22 protein-coding genes, 1 tRNA gene and 1 other RNA gene are annotated in these 18,788 nt (G+C 55.6%); 13 read left to right on the forward strand and 11 right to left on the reverse strand.

Annotated elements, in window-relative coordinates; translation table 11 throughout:
* Nucleotides 1–390 precede the first annotated feature (390 nt).
* The 5 genes from GN111_RS10350 (at nucleotide 391) to GN111_RS10370 (ending at nucleotide 4,680) form a co-directional block, all read left to right on the forward strand.
* Nucleotides 391–1,677, forward strand: a complete 1,287-nt coding sequence (locus GN111_RS10350; RefSeq protein WP_155303688.1) for a 3-isopropylmalate dehydratase large subunit — start codon at nucleotides 391–393, stop codon at nucleotides 1,675–1,677.
* Nucleotides 1,678–1,686: 9 nt separating this feature from the next.
* Nucleotides 1,687–2,211, forward strand: coding sequence for a 3-isopropylmalate dehydratase small subunit (locus tag GN111_RS10355; protein WP_155303689.1), 525 nt, complete (start codon nucleotides 1,687–1,689; stop codon nucleotides 2,209–2,211).
* A 232-nt stretch (nucleotides 2,212–2,443) separates the two neighbouring features.
* Nucleotides 2,444–4,237 (forward strand): SLC13 family permease, encoded by a 1,794-nt coding sequence (locus tag GN111_RS10360; protein ID WP_155303690.1) that lies wholly within the window; start codon nucleotides 2,444–2,446, stop codon nucleotides 4,235–4,237.
* A 36-nt stretch (nucleotides 4,238–4,273) separates the two neighbouring features.
* A complete protein-coding gene (locus GN111_RS10365) occupies nucleotides 4,274–4,498 on the forward strand; it encodes a hypothetical protein (RefSeq protein ID WP_155303691.1) in 225 nt (74 codons plus the stop codon).
* A complete protein-coding gene (locus tag GN111_RS10370; protein ID WP_155303692.1) occupies nucleotides 4,495–4,680 on the forward strand; it encodes a hypothetical protein in 186 nt (61 codons plus the stop codon). Before GN111_RS10365 ends, GN111_RS10370 begins: the two co-directional genes overlap by 4 nt.
* Here GN111_RS10370 and GN111_RS10375 read toward each other — a convergent pair.
* On the reverse strand, nucleotides 4,677–5,324 hold the full coding sequence (locus GN111_RS10375; protein ID WP_155303693.1) for a TetR/AcrR family transcriptional regulator: 648 nt from the start codon (nucleotides 5,322–5,324) through the stop codon (nucleotides 4,677–4,679). The two genes, GN111_RS10370 and GN111_RS10375, sit on opposite strands and share 4 nt — an antisense overlap.
* A gap of 175 nt (nucleotides 5,325–5,499) precedes the next feature.
* On the reverse strand, nucleotides 5,500–7,113 hold the full coding sequence (locus GN111_RS10380; protein WP_155303694.1) for an acyl-CoA dehydrogenase family protein: 1,614 nt from the start codon (nucleotides 7,111–7,113) through the stop codon (nucleotides 5,500–5,502).
* Between the two features lie 371 nt (nucleotides 7,114–7,484).
* Between GN111_RS10380 and GN111_RS10385 the strand changes: the two genes are divergently transcribed.
* Nucleotides 7,485–7,560: transfer RNA gene (locus tag GN111_RS10385), tRNA-Phe, on the forward strand.
* 585 nt (nucleotides 7,561–8,145) lie between these two features.
* On the opposite strand, the gene GN111_RS10390 is transcribed toward GN111_RS10385, so the two are convergent.
* Together GN111_RS10390 and GN111_RS10395 are read right to left on the reverse strand one after the other, a co-directional pair.
* Nucleotides 8,146–8,607 carry a hypothetical protein gene (locus tag GN111_RS10390; RefSeq protein WP_155303695.1) on the reverse strand — a complete coding sequence of 154 codons (462 nt, stop codon included), beginning with the start codon at nucleotides 8,605–8,607 and terminating at the stop codon, nucleotides 8,146–8,148.
* A 156-nt stretch (nucleotides 8,608–8,763) separates the two neighbouring features.
* Nucleotides 8,764–9,273, reverse strand: a complete 510-nt coding sequence (locus GN111_RS10395; protein WP_155303696.1) for a helix-turn-helix domain-containing protein — start codon at nucleotides 9,271–9,273, stop codon at nucleotides 8,764–8,766.
* Nucleotides 9,274–9,380: 107 nt separating this feature from the next.
* Here GN111_RS10395 and GN111_RS10400 point away from each other — a divergent pair, with 107 nt between their 5' ends.
* The 6 genes from GN111_RS10400 (at nucleotide 9,381) to GN111_RS10425 (ending at nucleotide 13,891) form a co-directional block, all read left to right on the forward strand.
* Nucleotides 9,381–9,647 (forward strand): helix-turn-helix domain-containing protein, encoded by a 267-nt coding sequence (locus GN111_RS10400; RefSeq protein WP_155303697.1) that lies wholly within the window; start codon nucleotides 9,381–9,383, stop codon nucleotides 9,645–9,647.
* 144 nt (nucleotides 9,648–9,791) lie between these two features.
* On the forward strand, nucleotides 9,792–10,163 hold the full coding sequence (locus GN111_RS10405; RefSeq protein WP_155303698.1) for a hypothetical protein: 372 nt from the start codon (nucleotides 9,792–9,794) through the stop codon (nucleotides 10,161–10,163).
* 37 nt (nucleotides 10,164–10,200) lie between these two features.
* Entirely contained in the window at nucleotides 10,201–10,938 is a 738-nt protein-coding gene (locus GN111_RS10410; protein WP_155303699.1) for a hypothetical protein, read from the forward strand.
* A 15-nt stretch (nucleotides 10,939–10,953) separates the two neighbouring features.
* The gene (locus GN111_RS10415) at nucleotides 10,954–13,095 is read left to right on the forward strand and encodes a DDE-type integrase/transposase/recombinase (RefSeq protein WP_155303700.1); all 2,142 of its coding nucleotides are present in this window, start codon (nucleotides 10,954–10,956) and stop codon (nucleotides 13,093–13,095) included.
* Nucleotides 13,096–13,115: 20 nt separating this feature from the next.
* The gene (locus GN111_RS10420) at nucleotides 13,116–13,544 is read left to right on the forward strand and encodes a peptidoglycan recognition protein family protein (RefSeq protein WP_155303701.1); all 429 of its coding nucleotides are present in this window, start codon (nucleotides 13,116–13,118) and stop codon (nucleotides 13,542–13,544) included.
* Nucleotides 13,544–13,891: a hypothetical protein gene (locus GN111_RS10425; RefSeq protein ID WP_155303702.1), complete on the forward strand. Its 348-nt coding sequence runs from the start codon at nucleotides 13,544–13,546 to the stop codon at nucleotides 13,889–13,891. The genes GN111_RS10420 and GN111_RS10425 overlap by 1 nt, the downstream gene beginning before the upstream one ends.
* A 257-nt stretch (nucleotides 13,892–14,148) precedes the next feature.
* Here the strand turns inward: GN111_RS10425 and GN111_RS10430 are convergent, their stop codons facing one another.
* The 5 genes from GN111_RS10430 to GN111_RS33355 form a co-directional block, all read right to left on the reverse strand.
* Nucleotides 14,149–14,448, reverse strand: a complete 300-nt coding sequence (locus tag GN111_RS10430; RefSeq protein WP_155303703.1) for a hypothetical protein — start codon at nucleotides 14,446–14,448, stop codon at nucleotides 14,149–14,151.
* A gap of 2 nt (nucleotides 14,449–14,450) precedes the next feature.
* The gene (locus tag GN111_RS10435) at nucleotides 14,451–14,897 is read right to left on the reverse strand and encodes a gp16 family protein (protein WP_155303704.1); all 447 of its coding nucleotides are present in this window, start codon (nucleotides 14,895–14,897) and stop codon (nucleotides 14,451–14,453) included.
* Nucleotides 14,898–14,916: 19 nt separating this feature from the next.
* An RNA gene (locus tag GN111_RS10440) (hammerhead ribozyme type II) lies at nucleotides 14,917–14,981 on the reverse strand.
* Nucleotides 14,980–15,495, reverse strand: a complete 516-nt coding sequence (locus GN111_RS10445) for a host-nuclease inhibitor Gam family protein (protein ID WP_155303705.1) — start codon at nucleotides 15,493–15,495, stop codon at nucleotides 14,980–14,982. The genes GN111_RS10440 and GN111_RS10445 overlap by 2 nt, the downstream gene beginning before the upstream one ends.
* 10 nt (nucleotides 15,496–15,505) lie before the next feature.
* Nucleotides 15,506–15,745 (reverse strand): hypothetical protein, encoded by a 240-nt coding sequence (locus GN111_RS33355; protein ID WP_170302212.1) that lies wholly within the window; start codon nucleotides 15,743–15,745, stop codon nucleotides 15,506–15,508.
* Here GN111_RS33355 and GN111_RS10450 point away from each other — a divergent pair.
* Entirely contained in the window at nucleotides 15,717–16,043 is a 327-nt protein-coding gene (locus GN111_RS10450) for a DNA adenine methylase (protein ID WP_170302213.1), read from the forward strand. The genes GN111_RS33355 and GN111_RS10450 overlap by 29 nt on opposite strands.
* A 436-nt stretch (nucleotides 16,044–16,479) precedes the next feature.
* Here GN111_RS10450 and moaA read toward each other — a convergent pair whose 3' ends face one another.
* Both moaA and GN111_RS10460 read right to left on the reverse strand, forming a co-directional pair.
* Entirely contained in the window at nucleotides 16,480–17,472 is a 993-nt protein-coding gene (moaA, locus tag GN111_RS10455; RefSeq protein ID WP_155303707.1) for a GTP 3',8-cyclase MoaA, read from the reverse strand.
* Entirely contained in the window at nucleotides 17,469–18,764 is a 1,296-nt protein-coding gene (locus GN111_RS10460) for a 4Fe-4S dicluster domain-containing protein (RefSeq protein WP_170302214.1), read from the reverse strand. Before GN111_RS10460 ends, moaA begins: the two co-directional genes overlap by 4 nt.
* Nucleotides 18,765–18,788 lie beyond the last annotated feature (24 nt).

Consider the following 18,788-nt stretch of genomic DNA (forward strand, 5'->3'; position numbering starts at 1 on the left):
TTTCAACCGCTTTAATGAGTAACAACAAGTTACCTTCGCAATGGAAATCGGCATCGAAATCGATAGACGGATCGACGACGATCCAATCGATTTGGATTTCGAGACCGATTTTGAAGGGTTCTCAAAAGAGTGGATTAACCGCCATCGACAAGGCCTAAAAAGCCCTTAACTTAATCCGTACCGACTCAAAACGGATTGGAATGTTTGATCCGACAACCACCAAATTGCCAGGCGGTTTCGTCAAAAGCCCGAGATCAAGGCTTGCGAGCCCTGAGAATACCGCAATCGCGGGTGCCGAAGGCAGCGTATCTTAAACACTCCGCAGGGACGAGGGGCGAAGCGTAAAGAAGATATCGGGTTTTTCACGGAGCCGCCCAGTAGAGGTAAAATATGGGCTTTACCATCGCACAAAAAATTTTCGACGACCATCGCATAGGCACCCCGGATGCGGACGTTCATGTCCTTCGCCTGGATGCCGTTTTCTGCCATGAAATCACCACGCCCCCGGCCATCGTGGATCTTCAGCAGCGCGGCAAGGACCGGGTGTTCGACCCGGCACGCATCAAGGTGGTCATCGACCACGTTTCGCCGGCCAAGGATTCCAAAACCGCCATGCAGGGCAAGATCCTGCGGACCTGGGCCCGGCGCCACGAAATCAAGGATTTTTTCGACATCGGCGCCAACGGGGTCTGCCACGCCCTTTTCCCGGAAAAAGGTTTCGTGCGACCGGGCTACACGGTGATCATGGGCGATTCGCACACCTGCACCCACGGGGCCTTCGGCGCCTTTGCCGCCGGCGTGGGCACCACCGATCTCGAAGTCGGCATTCTCAAGGGCTGCTGCGCGTTTAAAAGCCCGGCGACCCTGCGCGTCAACCTGACCGGCACCCTGCCCCGGGGCGTTTTCGCCAAGGACGTGATCCTGTCGGTCATCGGCCGCATCGGGGTCAACGGCGCCACCAACAAGGTCATCGAATTCGGCGGCCCCGTGGTGGCGGCCATGGATATGGAGTCGCGCATGACACTTTGCAACATGGCCATCGAAGCCGGCGGCACCTGCGGCATCTGCGAACCGGATAGGGTGACGGTGGACTACCTGTGGCCCTTTATCCGGGACGAATACGACACGCCGGAAGCGGCCCTGGCCGATTACGGACGCTACCTGCCGGACGAAGATGCCGACTACGATCAGGTCATCGAACACGATGTGTCCGATCTTTCCCCAATGACGACCTTCGACTACCGGCCGGACAACGTCAAACCGGTGTCGGCCATGCGCGGCACGCCGGTGGACCAGGTCTACATCGGCTCCTGCACCAACGGACGCATCAGCGATCTGCGCATTGCGGCCAGTGTTCTGAAAGGCAAGCGCGTCAGCGATTCGCTGCGGGCCATCGTCTCGCCGGCCACACCGACGGTTTACAACCAGGCGCTGGAAGAAGGACTCATCAAGATCTTCATGGAAGCCGGTTTTTGCGTGACCAACCCCACCTGCGGGGCTTGCCTGGGAATGAGCAATGGCGTGCTGGCCGAAGGCGAAGTCTGCGCGGCCACCACCAACCGCAATTTCAACGGCCGCATGGGCAAAGGCGGCATGGTCCACCTGATGAGTCCGGCCACGGCGGCAGCCACGGCCATTGCCGGTACGATCGAAAACTCACCGCTTTTCGAAGGTTAGGAGTCACCCATGAAAACATTCAACGGTAAGGCCCTCTTTCTGGACCGTTCGGACATCAACACCGACGAAATCATTCCGGCCAAATACCTGACCGAAATTACCCGCGATGCCCTGGCCCCCTATCTGCTGGAGGATCTCAAACTGGAGGGATTCGATCCCTCGCAGGATATCGCCGACAAGCAGGTCATCGTCACCCGGGCCAACTTCGGCTGCGGCAGTTCCCGCGAACACGCTCCCTGGGCTCTTGAAGTCAATGGGATCAACTTGGTGGTGGGCGAAAGCTTCGCCCGAATCTTTCGCCAGAACATGTTCAACTGCGGCATGATGGCCGTGGAACTACCGGCCGAAACCATCAACCGACTCTTTACCGCCTTCGCCGGCCGACAAACCAGCGTAGAAACCGATTTCGACGCCCGGATCATCACCTTTTCCGCCGACGGGCAGTCCGAAACCGTACCCTTTTCCATCTCTGGCTTCGATGCCGATCTGGTGGTTGCCGGGGGGTGGGTTGAATACGCGGACGCCAACTACTGATGCGCTGTCCGGCGCTCAACGGCATCTTGGGGCCCAGGCCGGCGTTCTCACGCCGTTGAAATCCTCAACGTAGCGCTGCTACGCCTTCGGTTTCAAAGTTGCTGCGGTCTTGACTGACGCAGATCCCACGTTGCGGGGAGCCGCAATCTACCATTTATCGCCGGAAGCGATCCTGGTTTATAGTTCATAGTTACGGCTTTCCAATTCACCGATCACTGTTCACCAAATCACTATGCCATTAAACGCCTACATTACCTTGGCCCTTTTGCTGGTATTGTTCGTTTTGCTGATCAAAACGAAAATCCCGGCACCGGCCATTTTTATCGGAGCCCTGGCCGCGGCGCTGACGCTGAACCTGGCACCGGCCGAGGAACTGCTGAAAGGGTTCAGCAACCAGGGCATGCTCACCGTGGCCGTGCTCTTCATGGTGGCCGCCGGGATGTACGCTACCGGTGCCATTACCATGATCATGGACAAGCTCATCGGGCTGCCAAGGTCCGTTTTCGGCGCTCAAATGAAAATCCTGCCGCCCATCGCCTTCGGGTCCGCATTTCTCAACAACACGCCCCTGGTGGCCATGATGATTCCGGTCATTCGGGATCTTTCCCGGGCCAGCCGCCTGCCGGCACGGCAGCTTTACCTGCCGCTCAGCTTCGCATCCATCTTAGGCGGTATGTGCACGATTATCGGCACCTCCACCAATCTGGTCATCGCCGGTCTGGTCATGGAAGCCATGGCCAAAGGCAGCGGCGGTTCGTCGGCCCTTCGCGATCTCAACATGTTCGACCCGGCCCCGGTGGGCGTGCCCATTGCGGTTGTCGGCATCGGGTTCATGATCCTGGCGGGACGCTTTTTTCTCTCTCCGCCAAAGGACGATAAAACCACCGATGTGGCCCTGCGGCACTATACGGCGGAGTTCGAAGTGCGGGAAGGGTCGCGCATCGTCGGACGTACCCTGGAAGAGACGGGCATCGCCAGTGCCGAAAACGTCGACGTAATCTACATTCGCCGGGGCAACAGGCTCCTGACCAACGATTTGATGCATGAGGAACTGGCCGCAGGAGATCTTCTCTCCTTCTCGGCCGACGTCACCGCCATGGTAGACCTGTGGCGCACCAATGCACTGGTCCCCCACCTGACGCTGAACCCCATGGAAACCGAGCGCCATACCCACCACCTAGTCAAGGCTGTAGTATCTCGCCAAAGCAAGGCTGTGGGCAAGAAGATCCCTGACATTTCAGGAGACGTAAACACCTGCCAGTACAAATTCGTGGCCATTTCCCGCGACGGGAAACCGGTGTCCGGTCCGCTGGAGGAAGTGACCATCGAAGCCGGCGACAACGCGGTTCTGGAAGTCAACGACGATTTTTTCTACGAGTGCCAAATCGAGCATGACTTCGCCCTGACCAAGGCCCTGGACGGTTTTCATCTTCAGCGCACCGACCGGGCAGTGGAAGCCAGCCTGATTACCCTGGCCATGGTGGCGGTCGTGGCCTTGGGCTGGATGAGCATGCTCAACGCCAGCCTGCTGGCCACCGGCGCCATGATCGCCACCGGCTGCCTGACCCTGCGTACGGCGGCCCGCAGCATCGACTGGGGAACCCTGGTGGTCATCGCCTGCGCCATCGGCCTGGAATCGGCGGTCACTCGCAGCGGACTGGCCGAGCAGATTGCCGGAATGCTCACCAGTGTGGGCCGCGACAACCCGTATATGGCCCTGGCAGCGGTATTCGTGGGCTGTTCATTCATGACCAACGTGATTACCAACAATGCCGCCGCTGCCTTCATGTTTCCCATCGCCCTTTCCACGGCCGGGAAACTGGGCGTCAATTTCATGCCCTTTGCCATCACGCTGATGATCGCGGCCTCCTGCGCGTTTATCACGCCTACAGGGTATCAGACGAATCTCATGGTGTGGCATGTTGGCGGGTACAGATTTACCGACTACACAAAGATTGGTGCAGTTCTGACGCTGATCGTAATGGTTATGACGATTGTTCTGGCGCCGCTGATTTACGGGTTTTGAGCTGCGTAATGGTTGAATCTTCAAGGAGTTGATCCTATGCCAAAGATCGAAATGATTTTTAGTCACGAATCTGCTTCTGGTGGAAAAGGCGAGCTTGGTATTGACGAAGGCGGCAAACTCTATTGGAACGAAAAAGCCGTCGTTACTGAGCAACAGGTTAAATTATCGTGGTGGGTAAATTGTGCGATTATCGTCGGAGGATTCGCTACGTTGATAATCGCAGTGTTTGAAGTGCTTATGTACTTTAAACCAAGTTCATGAGATTCCTTAAGCCACTATTCGGTTTCATTTCAAGGGAAAACCTCGCAGGCTATCTCATTTATCTCATGGTGTGGGGAGCGGGCCAGTACAAGTTCACCGACTATACCAGGATCGGCTTGGTCCTGACGCTGATCGTAATGGCCATGACGATCTTTCTGGCGCCGCTGATCTACGGATTTTAGGACTCTATTTCACCGTTCACCGTCACAACTGCGCGTCCATAGCCCTCCAGGGCTTCGGCCATGACCGCGGCCATCTTTTTCATGTGACGGCGCACCTCGGCACTGTCGCGACCCGGATAATTGCGAAAAGAGATGAGAATGCCGTTCAAGGCCGCAAAGTAGGTATGGGCCAGGGTGCGTTTGTTTCCGCCTGCGCCGCAGTGATCGAGCACCCGCTCGAACAGGTCCAGGACCGAGCGGGCAGCCCGGTTGAGCTTTTCAAGCGGTTCGCCGCTCAGGCGGCCGTCGAGCATGAAGTGGGTCATCATGCGAAAATAGTGGTCGTTCTCGGTGAGAAAAGAGATGAATTCTAAACCGAATGCGGTCAGGTCGGTGATTTTTCCGTCGGAAATGCGCGCATCCACCCGGGCAATGATCTTCCGGGTCCCTTCCACGAAGGCTTCCACGAAAAGGCTTTGCTGATCCGGAAAGTAGCGGTACAGCGAGGAGACCACGATGCCGGCCTCGCTGGCGATATCCCGCATGCTCACCGCCTCGAACGGCTTGCGGCTGTATACCCGTTCGGCGGCGCCCAGGATGACTTTCCGGCGCTCCCGTCGCTCCTGTTTTCTCTGCTCGGCAAATGTGGTCGCAGCGGTTGGCATGCTGGCAGTCTCTCAAGATTTTGGCAGGTTCATAGAAAGTAACCAATTCCATTTTTTCGTCATTCCGGCGAAGGCCGGCGCACGTAGTGAAGCTTTAGCGCTATCCAGTCTTTTCTATATGTTCTGGATACCGAATCAAGTCCGGCATGACGCTTCTGCGACTTTTACGAGAAAATCAAATTCTGATTCTATCCTGGTCTGTTTGAATCATGGCCGCCGCTATATCCTGATAGGCGTGAAAAAGCCGGTGGCAGAAGCGATCCCACCGCGCGCAGTTTTTCTCTGCGGCCAATCCTGGTTCGAACAGACCGGGACCGGAAAGAATCGCGGCTATTTCCTCCTGGAATTCCTTTACCCGGTCTTCCGGTGCCCCGGCAAGAATGTCGGCGACAAAGCGGTCGGGGGCATACCAGGCCGAGGCACCCGCAAGATCCCGATAAACCTGGGCCAGCAGAACGTTGCGCGGCCCTTCCCACAGTTCGTTGACCGCTGCATCGCGATAAAGCCGTGGCAGGGCCGAGAAATCCTCCATCACCCCGTGCCCGCCGAACAGGCTTATGGCCAGGCGCAGAACATCCGGGGCATCGAAGCTGGTGGCCATTTTCTGGAGCATGATCAGTTCTCGAATGGCAAACCGGCGCCGCTTCAAATCGTCAGACTCCTTTGCATCGGCTCCGCGGACAAAACCGCCGGGCAGCGCCAGGATGTCTGCATACAGCTTGAAAGCGCCGGCCAGGGTGCGTTTGGCAGCCTTTTCGATGGTCTTCAGTTGGCCGGCAACCATGGGCATGTGTCCGATGGTAAATCCGAACGCCTCCCGAAACTCGCAGTACCGGGCTGCCTCCCGCCAAGCGCGCATCATGCTGGCACCGCCGGAAAGCCCGACCGTGAGGCGCGAGTAGGTGAGCACGATGCCGATCATGTTGGCCAAGCCCCTTTCCAGCGGCCCCACCGGATATGCCAGGGCGCCGTCGAAAGTCATTTCCGCGGTGGTCAATTCGCTGGTACCCATCTTCCATTTGATGCGGTCGATGATGAACCCGTTGCGGCGTTCCCGCACCTTGTCGCCCGGCAGCCAAGATGGCATCACAAAAAGCCCCACCTTTTCGGAATCCATGGGCTTGGCCGTTACCATGGCATAATCGGCATGGGTGGCCGAGCAGAAGAATTTGGTACCGTATAGTCGCCACTGGCCGTTTTCCCGGCGCGCTTCGAGCAGGTTTGCCTTGACGTCCGAACCGCCCTGGATCTCCGAAAGGTACTGGGCTCCAATGGCAAAATGGCCGTTTTCGCCCTCTTTGCAGTGGTTCAGTATCGCCCGGGTTTCGGGTGTGTCGGCAAAGCGATCCAGCACGGCCACCATGCCTTCGGTACAGGTCAGCGGACAGGAGATGCAGGCCTCGCCGTTCTGGTAAATCAGGTACATCTTGATGAAACGTACCCATGGATGCGTCTTGTCCGAAAACAGGGCTTCGCCGAACACCTCCTGTTCCATCGCCTCGGTTTCGTTGGGCCTCACGATCCGGTCGATGCGGTTGTTGTGGCCGTCATAGTGCATCATCCAGGGTCGTTTTTCCGGCCAGGCAATGGCTTCCGCCATCTTGCGCCACCGGAAAGAGACCTTTTTTGAAATCTCTCTGGCGGCAGCACCAACCTCGGCGGCATGTTCCCCGGTAAACACACGCACCGCCTTCCGGGCAAAGGGATCTTCGGCATAAAAATCGCAGTTTTCCCTCCAATCGAGAAATGGGTCGAAGCTGTACGGGTTCTTGGAATCGGGATAGCTCATGGTATCTCCTTTGATGAACATACAGGAAGTTCCAGACTCGTCATATCGGGCTTGACCCGGTATCCAGAGCTCTCTGATATGAGATTCACATTTTTCTATAGAGAACGCTGTTCTCTATTAGGCACTATTGTTCTGGGCAGTCAATCTTCGATTTTGTCGGAAAGCACTCCTGCATCCAGCCGATGCTTCCCTCCCAGAGGTAATGGCGCACGCCCTACCCTGCTTTAACTGCTGTGGGCTTTGACTTTTTAGTGTCCCCCTCGGCCAATGGTTTCCGGTTCAAAAGCCAAAAAAGGCCTTGACTTGTTTCGGGAAAAGGGTTTATAAACCGCACTTCTTGAAACGGACGGACCGTCTTTTTCGGGAAAACCGCCGAGGTAGCTCAGTCGGTAGAGCAGGGGACTGAAAATCCCCGTGTCGGCAGTTCGATTCTGTCCCTCGGCACCAATGAAATTAAGGGTTTGCAGCGATTGCTGTAAGCCCTTTTTTCGTTTGGTTGCGGATAGGTTGCGGATGGTCGTAATCTTTACCAATTTGATCCAGTTGCTCCACCTCCCCTGACGCTTGATTTGGCAACCAGTGATAGTAGGTATCTATGGTGATCTTTATAGAAGCGTGACCCATCTGTCGGGATACATGTGATTTGTCAGGTGGTATGAAACCAGGCGGGAAATGGCGGGAATGAACGGGAAAAGTTGGGAAATGTTATGATTTGGCGGCGTTGGGTGTGCGTGGGCGGTGTGTTGTCGATAAAAATCAAGAATGAACCCAAAATGGCGTTTTGAGGCGTTTTGACGGGCGGTTTGAGACCAGGGCGGTATCTACCCTTATTTATTAAAATAGATATAAACACGCGTTGAATGGCACTTTTATGGCTGTTCAACCTGGTCGGGCGGCGGCAACGTCCGGATCGAAAGCCGGAAATAAAAGGAAATGGGTCCATTTTAGCGTCAACTGTATTTTTTTTGTAAAAATTTCAACGGATAATGATATTTTTTGGATTTTCGAAAGCCGGAAATGAATTTTCCGATTTTATTGAAGATGAAGGTTCGGATTTTTGCCTTTGCAAAGCTTCAAAATACGAACAAATGAGCGTGACCGTGAATCGTCCGAACAAGTTTCAAAAATCATAGTTATGTCATGATTCGAATAGTATTCCATTTTCCAACCACACCTCTCCTTGTTATATCGTTGCAGGGATTCTAAATCGTTTTCATTCCCGCCCGTCGATAACAATAGCCATTCATACTGGCCGGCAGCGCCTGTGTTATGGGATCTGTTTGCGTCGGCGAATTCAGTGTAGGAATACTGGTTGATGGTTGAAAGGCCGATGCTGTTTGCCAGGTTTTCGTATTCGCCAGACTTGCTGTCATCTATATATAAAGGATTTACGGCGCTCGGGTAGCGAACCATTGTTACTTCGGCAAACGATACGCAAATAAAAAAAGCAAGGTTAAAAACCGCTGCGAGAATCAAGATTTTTTTTAAATTCACGTCAATCACCTTTTGAAAATTATTAAAAAAAGCAAAGCATGGGCACGGAACGCATGATCAAATAAATAGTATTGCCTACGCGGTACCAAATGGAATGCGGCCATCCCTTTTCGATTGGCGCTTGCCCAGGCAGATCGTCGTTGGCCCAGGCAAGCGCTAATCTTCCCCCGACGCTTTGCGTCTATCTTCGCCACCACGGCGGTTCTCTCCGTTATAATCTTCATCCCGTTGTCGGCGCTCGCCTTTACGCCGTTCGTACTGGCCTGTTAATGATTGCACTTTAAACCGTATAAAATCGTTAACCTCAATTAGCGCTTCGGGTTTTAATTCTTCCAATTTTAACATCTCATAATTGATATCTCTGGCCAGGTCTTTTTGCTTAAATCGTTCGATGATGATCGAATGGAGAGGTTTTTCGGCGTTCGTATCATCTTTATTCAGGGCCTTATCTTTCAGATAGGTTTCCCCCTCTCCGGTTAGGAGCCAGTTTAAATCCACTGATTTGTTACCAGCCCATTTGATTAATATATTTATATCAACGGTTCCTCTTCGAATCTTATTTGAAAGATTTTTTTCCGATATTCCAAATATTTCCGAAGCCATCTCTTTTTGAGAAAGTCCACTGATTGATTTCATCCGTTTGATTATTGCTTTATAATCTACCATTACGTGGATTTATATTGACAAGGTAACATTATCGTGGATATAAAAGCAATATCTATATACGTCTATTAAATAGATACGCCGCCAAATAGCCCAAAGGAGCATTCTAAATGACCATCACCGTCAAAGGCCCCATGACCCCAGACGACATCCAATACATACTGAGGAGAAAGGGCATTACGCAAAAAGAACTGGCGGACCGATTCGGTGTTAACGAAATGTCCGTTTCCAGGGCCATATCCGGCAAAATGACATCCGAGCCTCTAACGAAGAAGATCGCCAAGGTGCTCGGCATAAGTCACAGGGATGCCTTCCCTGGGTATTACCGGAAAGACCGGCCCCGCAGGGGGCGGAAGCCGTTGGCCGTCAACCAATAAATTAACGTATATCAATATACCCTATCACTGGCAATGTCTAAAAAGCACCGCAAACCAGACAAGAATCATCGACAGGAATGTCTTTTCGATTATCTTCGCACCCTGCAAACACATCGCCGGGAAAGCCGGGATACCGAAGGAACAATGAACATCCGGGAACGGCTGCGGATGTCGATGAACCGGGCAATCAAGAACAGCCCCCTATCCCGTGCGCAGATCGCCGGGGAGATGAGCCACCTGCTGGGCGTGGATATAACCAAAAGTCAGATCGACGCCTGGACGGCCGAAAGCAAAGACAACTACCGTCCTCCCGCCGAATACATTCCGGCTTTCTGCCGGGTGACCGAATCCAACGAACCCATCGAAATCCTCACCGAGACCGCCGGGATGTTCAGTATGCCGGGGCCGGATGCGCTGCGGTCGGAGATCCAGAAATATGCGGAGATGGAGAGCAGGGCGCGGGCGGAAAAGCGGAAGCGGTTGGTGTTTCTGGAGGAGATGGAAAACAAACGGTGATCAGTGAACCGTGAACAGTGAACTGAAAGGAAGGACCATGTCAAAAAGAGGAAATCCGTTGTTCAAGCAGACTTCTCCGGTCGAGCCGGAAATCGTCGATGATCTCGATGCCGACATCATCCCGTTGAACGAAACCTTTCCGGGTGAGGAAAAGCCTCTGTCGGTTAGGGAGAAGAAACGCCTTACCGAACTGGAGGATGTCGTCACCCGCAACTTCAAGGCATTTTATGAGGTCGGGTGTGCTCTCCGTGAGATCAATGACACCATGCTTTATCGGGAGACCCACACCACATTTGCAGATTACTCTAAGGATTTATTCGATCTGGCGAGGGCCAGAGCTTATCAAATGATAGAAGCCGCGGATGTAGTTGACAGACTTCTTTCCTACAGCCCGGAAATCAAGAATGTCCAAAATTTTGGACAAAATCCACCCCTACCACAAAATGATGCCCAGGCACGCGCCCTGGCCAAATACCCTGAGGAAAAACAGATCGAGATCTGGCGCCAGGCGGTAGAGACCGCCGACGGCCGGATCACGGCGTCCCACATCAAGCGGACGGCCCGGGCGATCCATGGCGAAAAGGTGAAAAAGACAACCCAGCGGGCCAAGCGCGAAGCGCCGGGAATCATGATGAGCGACACCTTCCGCAAGGCGTTCGACGCGATGATGGACGCCATCAACGAGGAGCGGAGCCACGACTGGCAGAACACGGACCGGGAAGAGGTTTTGCGGCATCTGCGTGGTTTGGTGGAGGCCGTTTCGGCGCCATTGTAAATCCGAGGGTTGATAATGGATCACTGCCTTACAGTCAATAAAATCGCTGAATATTTGGGCCGATCTCCGCGCATGGTGAGAATGCGGGCCAACAGGGAGAACTGGCCCACCGTTTACCAGAACGTCCGCGGCGGCCCGCGCCAGTTGTTTCTGGCGTCTATGCTGCCCGACGACGTTCGCTGCGCCATCCACCAGGACCCATCAGCCTGCACGGCGGCAGGCTTCGCTCGCGGCATCGCCGTGAACGCCGAACGAATGGCCGCGGAAAGAGCCCGCAGAGAGGCGCGGGAGGCCGGACTGGCCGCATACAACGCCCTGCCTCAGGAGCGCCGGGACGAGGCCGACGCCCGGCTGGCCATACTGCAGGCCCGCGACGCATTCCTGGAAGCCACCCGGCTGCCCAAGAAAAAGGGCACTCTCCTTTATATAAAAGAGATCAAGTCGGGCACGGTCAATATGCCCGAAGATATGGCGTCCGCCATACCGCGCCGCAAAGGCAAGATCGCCCTGTCCTGGTCCACCCTGTGCCGCTGGGAAAAGGCATATAATGAACAGGGCCGGGCCGGACTGGCCGGCGGGTACGTGAGCAAATCCACCACGTCGGTGCCCGATCACATGCAGCGCTTCGTCCAGGGAATGATCATCGATCATCCCCATGTCTCAATCGCGATGGTCATGCAGGGGCTGGAGGCCCGCTTCGACGGCCAGACAATACCCAGCACATCGGCGGTGCGGCGCTACGCCAAACGCTGGAAAGACGAGAACGCCAGCCTGCTACTCTACATCACCAATCCCGATGAATGGAAAAACCGCACGATGTTCGCCTTCGGCGATATGGACGAACAGGTCGAGCGGCTCAACCAGTTGTGGGAATACGACTCCACTCCCGGGGACGTGATGCTGACCGACGGCCGCCACACCCTGATCGGGGTTGTCGACGTCTACTCGCGGCGGGCCAAACTGCTGGTCTCGCCCTCGTCCAAAGCCGAGGCGGTGGCAGCGCTGACCCGGCGGGCCATCCTGGACTGGGGTGTGCCCGAAATCGCCAAAACCGACAACGGAAGCGACTACGTATCCAGGCATATGGTGCGGGTTTTCAACGACCTGGAGATCCGGCAGGTGCTCTGTCCACCTTTCACCCCCGAGAATAAGCCGCACATCGAGCGGTTTTTCAAAACCTTCTCTCACTCCATCGTCGAACTACTGCCCGGCTACATCGGGCACAGCGTGGCCGACCGCAAGGCCATCGAAGCCCGGCGGACATTCGCCCAGCGCCTCATGAAACAGGGCAGCGACCCGGTGGAGATCAACCTGTCCTCTGAGGAACTGCAGACGATCTGCGACCGCTGGACCCGCGCCATGTACCACCACAACCCGCATAGCGGCCTGGATGGGCAAACGCCTTCCCAGGCGGCCCGCGAGTGGACCGGTCCGGTGCGTCGGATCGGCGACGAACGGGCGCTGGACATCCTGCTTTCCCCGGCGGCATCGAACGGCGGCCTGCGGGAGGTGACCAAGAAAGGCGTCAAGGTCGACGGCCCCTATTTCATCGCGCCGGAGCTGGCCGGCCACGAGGGAGAAACCGTGCGGGTGCTGCTGGACCGCACGGATTTCGGAACCATCTATGTGTTCGCCCAGGACGGGGCCTACATTTGCCGGGCGATCAACCCGGAGCAGACCGGCCACGACCGGGCGGAGATCGCGGCCAAGGCCAAGGCGATCCAGAAACGGGTGATCCGGGAGGCGGCGGCCGAGGCCAAGAAGCTGGCACGGGAAGCAAAAACGCGATTCATCGCCGAGGAGATCCTGGGGTACCGGGAGACGCAGATCGCCAACATCGTGGAGATGCCGCGATCCACCGAGGAGTACGCCACGCCCATGCTGGAAGAGGCGGCCCGGGCCGTGGAGGATGTACGGCGGCGGGAGATGGGGCCGCAGCCCATCGCCATCACCGAAGACGAGGAGAAACGGGCAGAAGCGGTGATCCAATTGGCGGACAAGCAGGGACGTCGTACCTTGCCAGCATCGGATTGGGAAAAATACGAATTTCTCACCCAGGACCTGGTCGATGGGAACGATCTGACCGACGCGGAGCTGGCCTGGATGAAGCGTTACGAGATCTTTTTGGAGACAGGAAAATTCGAAGCTAAAAGCTGAACGCTCAAAGGAGAGTCAATATGAATTTCAAACCGACGCATATCATCATCCACTGCAGCGCCACCAGCGACAGCGGTACGGTTTCCTGGCAGGCGATCCGCCGGTACCACACGCAATATCTCGGGTGGTCGGATATCGGCTACCACTACGGGATCGAGCTGGTGAACGATGCCTACGACATCCTGGTTGGCCGCATGCTCACCGTGCCCGGCGCCCATTGCCGGGCCGGCGGGATGAACATGAAATCCATCGGAGTCTGCGTGGTCGGTGACTTTGATCTGGCGGAGCCGAAACCGTTGCAGATCGGGCTTGCGAAGAAACTGGTACGGTCCTTACAGCAGATTTTCCGGGTACCGGCGGTCAACGTCCTTGGCCACCGTGAAGTGGAATCGCGCAAGACCTGCCCCGGCGCCATGTTCGATATGCGGGCGTTCCGGGAGGCGCTGTGATGCATCGCAAAAAGCTTACCGTAAAGGATCTGCCCAAGGATGTGCTGGTGGAGGTGGTCAGAGAACTGGATATGGACGTACCTGAAGAGAAGATCGCGGCGGCCATCATCGAGACGCGACTGAACCGGGGAATGCGGATGGCCATGAAGCATGACGAACTCATGGCAGAGGCCAAGACGATCCGGACGAAAAAAAAGCGACGTTCGTTGGAGATCGAGGCCCGGCGGAATGGAATCAACGCGATGACATTTTACAATTCTGCGAAAAAACTGGCGGGGCAGTACGGCCTGCTGGAGAAGTATTTCAGTGATGAAAAAGAGGTGGCCGGGGCGGCGACCCCGGCCTGAGTAGAACACGAACTGACAAAAGGAGGCTATCACATGAAGCATGAAATGGCAATGACCACGAACATGAAACGCCTTTTCCGGTATCAGCGTCCAGCTGTCCGCATCGATGGTGGACATAGCCTCCTTGATTCGTTCTTTGAGTTGTTTCCGGCTGGACGATTGCCAATATAGAACGCAACGGCACTGTTTGAGGCTCCATGCCGGATGCTTCTTTTCCATGCGGATGATATGGTTGGCCAGGTTGAACTCGGAATGAATCAGCCAAAGTGTCCTTGAAAGATCGAAATATTCACCGACTGCCGGCGCTTTTGGTGGACACTTTTCGGCTTTTCCGTAGTTCGGGCAACCCTTGGGGTGATCCGGATATGGCATCCGGCACCACACCGGGTCGCGATCTCGAAACCGTTGGCCCGCAGTTCGGCGATTACCGTGTTGACCGCGCACACGTCGGCGGAATGCATGATCTTCCGTGTCCCGTGCCAGCCGCCGTCGCAAAGCAAACTGTGAACCCGCCGAAGCCGGTCGCTGTTCTCGATTTTTGCGCAATGAATGGCCATGGTCACATCTCTCCCGATAGGTCCCAGCCTTCGCGCTGCGCCTGTTTCCGCAGCGCCGTGATGATCTTATATAATTTGTGATCCGGCACCCATTCGATGCGGTCGGTTTTGCAGATCCGAAGTGCCAGTTTGTGGGCATATTTCCATGGTTTTCCGCCAATGGTGAGCAGTGCCTCAATTTTCTGCAGCTGAAGATGACGGTCGACCTTTCCAGGCCGGCCCGGATAGCTGCCGGGTGCGCCGGATCGCCGCCGCCGCGCCGCCTTGAAACCGGAACGGTGCAGGTGCTCCAGCACACGCGCCCGCCCCAGGGCGGTCAGCTTCGCCGGAGAGGACACACCGGCCACCTGGAAAAGCATGGCCCGGTAGGTGTCATCATCCAGGCCCAATTGCTTTTTCGCGATATGGATCTTGGCTAAATCCCGCTGCCGTTGGGTTTTATTTCTCATCCGCCATCAGTATCCAGAAAATTGGCTGCTCATCAGGCAATCCGCGCCACCGGACCACGACGCCCGCGGAGGGGCGTTTCGCTTATCCCAACTTGTCGGCGATTTTCTTCTCGTCGATCTCGTACCAAAACTGATCCTTCTCCACCCGGCGGCATCCGATCAGATCCAATCGTTCATCAGTCCATGTATGCAATTCCTCACGATTGACAGTCTCCTTGACGCGCAGAGCCATAGCGAAGCCCATCTCCTTGATGCGTCCCAACACCATTTTCCAGGTGGTTTTTGTTTTTGGCTTCAGCTCCTTTGACCGTCGATAACCGAGACTGCCAAAGTCCAATTCACGAGAGCGTTTGGTTTTGAACAATTCTGCCTTGTTGTGCTCGGCGAAAGCCAGTAGCCCGCCCTCGATAGAAGCCAGACGAGCCTGCAGCGGCGCCGCCTCGACCTCTGTCTCGGCTTTGATGCGGTCGATACGGTCATTCATATAGTTCTCCAGATCGGCGATCCCCCGTTTGGTCACGGCAATTTCGGCCATAGCCGCATTGGCCGCCGACAGGTCTTTTATTGGATATAAATTGTTCGGTTTTACTCTTCCCATGGATACCTCCTTACAATTTCATCTTGATTAAAAACGCAATTAACGCCGACTCAAGGCACTTTAAAACCGCCAGCATCCGTCGGGCCGTATCCACCGTGATGCCGCCGGGCGAGTCGTACTGCAGTTGAGCCAGTCGCTCCACAAACTCCCCGATGTACGGCACGGCGCCGATGCACGCCCCGCGGATCAACTTGTTGCGGCTGGAAGAGGAATTGTCCGCAGTGCATCTGCGTTTGGTGAAGGTCAACATCGAACATCTGCCCTGGGAGGATTTTATCCGGCGCTACGACAAACCCGGGACGCTATTTTATTGCGATCCACCTTATTATAAGAAGCCGTTTTACGCACACAATTTGAAACTGGAGGATTTTCAGCTCATGGCAGAGGTGTTGGCCGGGATCAAAAGTAAGTTCATTCTGAGTATCAACGACCACCCGGACATCCGGGACGTGTTCAAGGAATTTAAAATCAGGCCTGTCAGTCTGAAGTACACGGTGTCGAAAGGGAGGCAAATGAAGGGAAAGGAATTGGTGGTTATGAATTGTTGATGGACGGTGGCAGGATAGCCTTTTGGCGTTGTTCTAAATTAAGGGGAAGTATACCTCATCCATAGTAAGGCTCCAGCATTGGGTTCTTAACCGGTTTCCTTTGAGATAACCGCTTGAGATGTGATCGTGTACCAGCATCCTCAATGAAATGGTCTTCGGCTCGAAAGAAGAACCGCCTCGCTTTGTACACTGGAAAAAGGAACAAAGATTTCAGGGTCAATTGCGGTTGCCTCGGATCAACAGGCTATGCACATCGCTGGGAGGTCGTATGAGACACTGTTCGTATCCGTGGTAATGCTGCTTTTTCTCTTTCTTAGGGATCGTAGTCACCATCTCGATTGGGAGAGCGGTTGATCCCTTTGTAGTACTATCGGCTGTTGAAAGGTTAAGAATTGCGGCTGACTGCCACAGATACAGATTAAAGATGTCAGTCCGGTTATCCGCCGATGGCGGACATGCGGTCGCTGACCTTATCTGTCAAGGTGTTGCTCAGATGATGCCGTTCCTGCTTGCGGCGGGCAGCCTGGATAAATATCTCCTCCAGATCCCGGTCTGTGCATCCTTTGCGAAGGGGGCCGATGAGATCGATTTCCTCGTCAGAAAGAAGACAGGTCCGCAACCGTCCCCTGGCGGTCAGCCGCAATCGGTTACATTGGCTGCAGAAATTGTGGCTGATGGCTCCTATGATCCCGATCTCTCCCTGTGCACCAGCCAGACGGTATCGTTCAGCCGGTCCGTCTAACGGCTTTCGTGATACGGGTGTGAGCGTGCCGAGCCTGTAGATCCGCTCCAGAATTTCGTCCCGAAAAATCCGGCGGCTGTAATCGGGCCCCACATTGCCGACCGGCATATATTCGATAAAACGCACATGAAACGGATAGTCGAAGGTGAGACGCGCCAGATCGACTACCTCGCTATCGTTGATACCGCCCAGAACCACCGCATTGATCTTGATTGGGTCGAAACCGGCCCGATGGGCTGCCATGATGCCGGCCCAGACCTTCCGGAATCTGTCGCGTCGGGTGATCCGCATGAATGTTGCAGGGTTAAGCGTATCCAGGCTCACGTTGATACGCTGGATGCCGGCCTTTCGGATCTCGTGCACCTGCTCTGCCAACCTGACCCCGTTGGTGGTCAGGGAAACGTCACGCAACCCTTCCATTACCGCCAGTTTTTCGAGGAAACCAGTAATTCCTTTTCTCACCAGCGGCTCACCCCCGGTGACGCGCACCTTGTTGATGCCAAGCCCGATCCCCACACGCATGACCCGCAGAATCTCTTCGTAGCGCAGGATATCCTCGTGCTTCAACCGCGGCACCGGAGTTCCTGGAACGCAATAGATGCACCTCAAGTTGCAGCGGTCAGTGACTGACACCCGCAGGTAACTTAGCTGCCGCTGGTAGCGGTCCGTCAATACCTGCCGGCTCATGTGCAAGCCTCTTTTTTCGAAGGATAAGCCCATGCATCTGGTATGGCCACTTCTTCGGGAGCCGTCTTCTGCCATCGAAAGCGAATCTTTGCACCTCCGTAAGGGCACTGGTCCACGCAACGCAGGCACATGATGCACTCGGCCATTGGGATTTTCGGCGACACCCCTTGCCTCAGGGCCTCCCTGTCGATAATTCCGGTGGGGCAGATATCGGCGCATCGCATACAGGAGAATTTTTTGCACTGCCGAGCGCCGATCACGATCTTGATCAGGCCGATACGCGCCGCCAGGGCCAGTACGGCGCCCACCGGACACAGGTATCGGCACCAGCTCCGGCGCTCGCCCACTTCGAGGGCGGCAACGAGCGGGAAGAAGGCCATTTGGGCGCCGTTGAGAACACCGTTGGGACCATAGGAACGGCACAGGCTACCAATGGGGCAGATCGTGCAAAAAGGCTGAAATCCCAAACCCGCACTGGTACCCACCGCCCCTGCCAATACCCCATATTTGATCATGCGGCTTTTAAGAAAACGGGGCAGCCCGAACTTCGGCGTCACCTTGCCGACCAGGTCGAGAAAAAATCCGAAAGGACAAATCCAACCGCAAAATACGCGCCCCAGTAAAAGGGTCAGCACCATGAGAACAGCTGCCGATCCGAGACCAATCAGCCACAGCGTCCGGGAAGCAGCCAGGTTCTGCAAAAAACCGGCCGGACACTGCAGGCTGACCGAACCGGCCCGGAAATAGCAGAAGGTACCGATAAAAACCATCACTAGCAAGAAAAAGGATAGCGCTTGAACGGGCCAGCGCAGGAGCTTGATCCAGCCCAAGGCCTTTCCCCGGGTCAATTTCAGCGCCTTTTCCGGGCACTGTTTTACGCATACCGGGTCGCCGTTGCATAGATCGCACTTTTCGATCCTGCCGGTCACCGGGTCCTTTAACGGCGCCGCTTCCGGACAGGCAAGGGCACACAAACCGCAGTCCGTGCAAAGGCGCCGGTCGATGCGCACGATTCCGTCCTCGCCTTTTTGGATGGCGCGGGTGGGGCAGACCTCCAGGCACAGAGGGTCTTGGCAGTGCTGGCAATAAATTACAAAATTCTTTCCGTCCTTCTCTGACGTCAGGACACGGATGGCTGCAGCCGCCGGTGTGGCGTCCAAGGGATGTCGGTTGGCACAGGCGGTTTCACATTCGCCGCAGCCCGTGCATCGCGCCGGGTCGAACAAAATCACCGGAGGCCGGCGGGGCGGCTTTGTCTTCCGGGAATGTGGCCGCAAGTCGGCTATTGTCATCGTTGTTTCGGATCTGTTTTGTCT

Source organism: Desulfosarcina widdelii, from assembly GCF_009688965.1.
GTDB classification, from domain to species: domain Bacteria; phylum Desulfobacterota; class Desulfobacteria; order Desulfobacterales; family Desulfosarcinaceae; genus Desulfosarcina; species Desulfosarcina widdelii.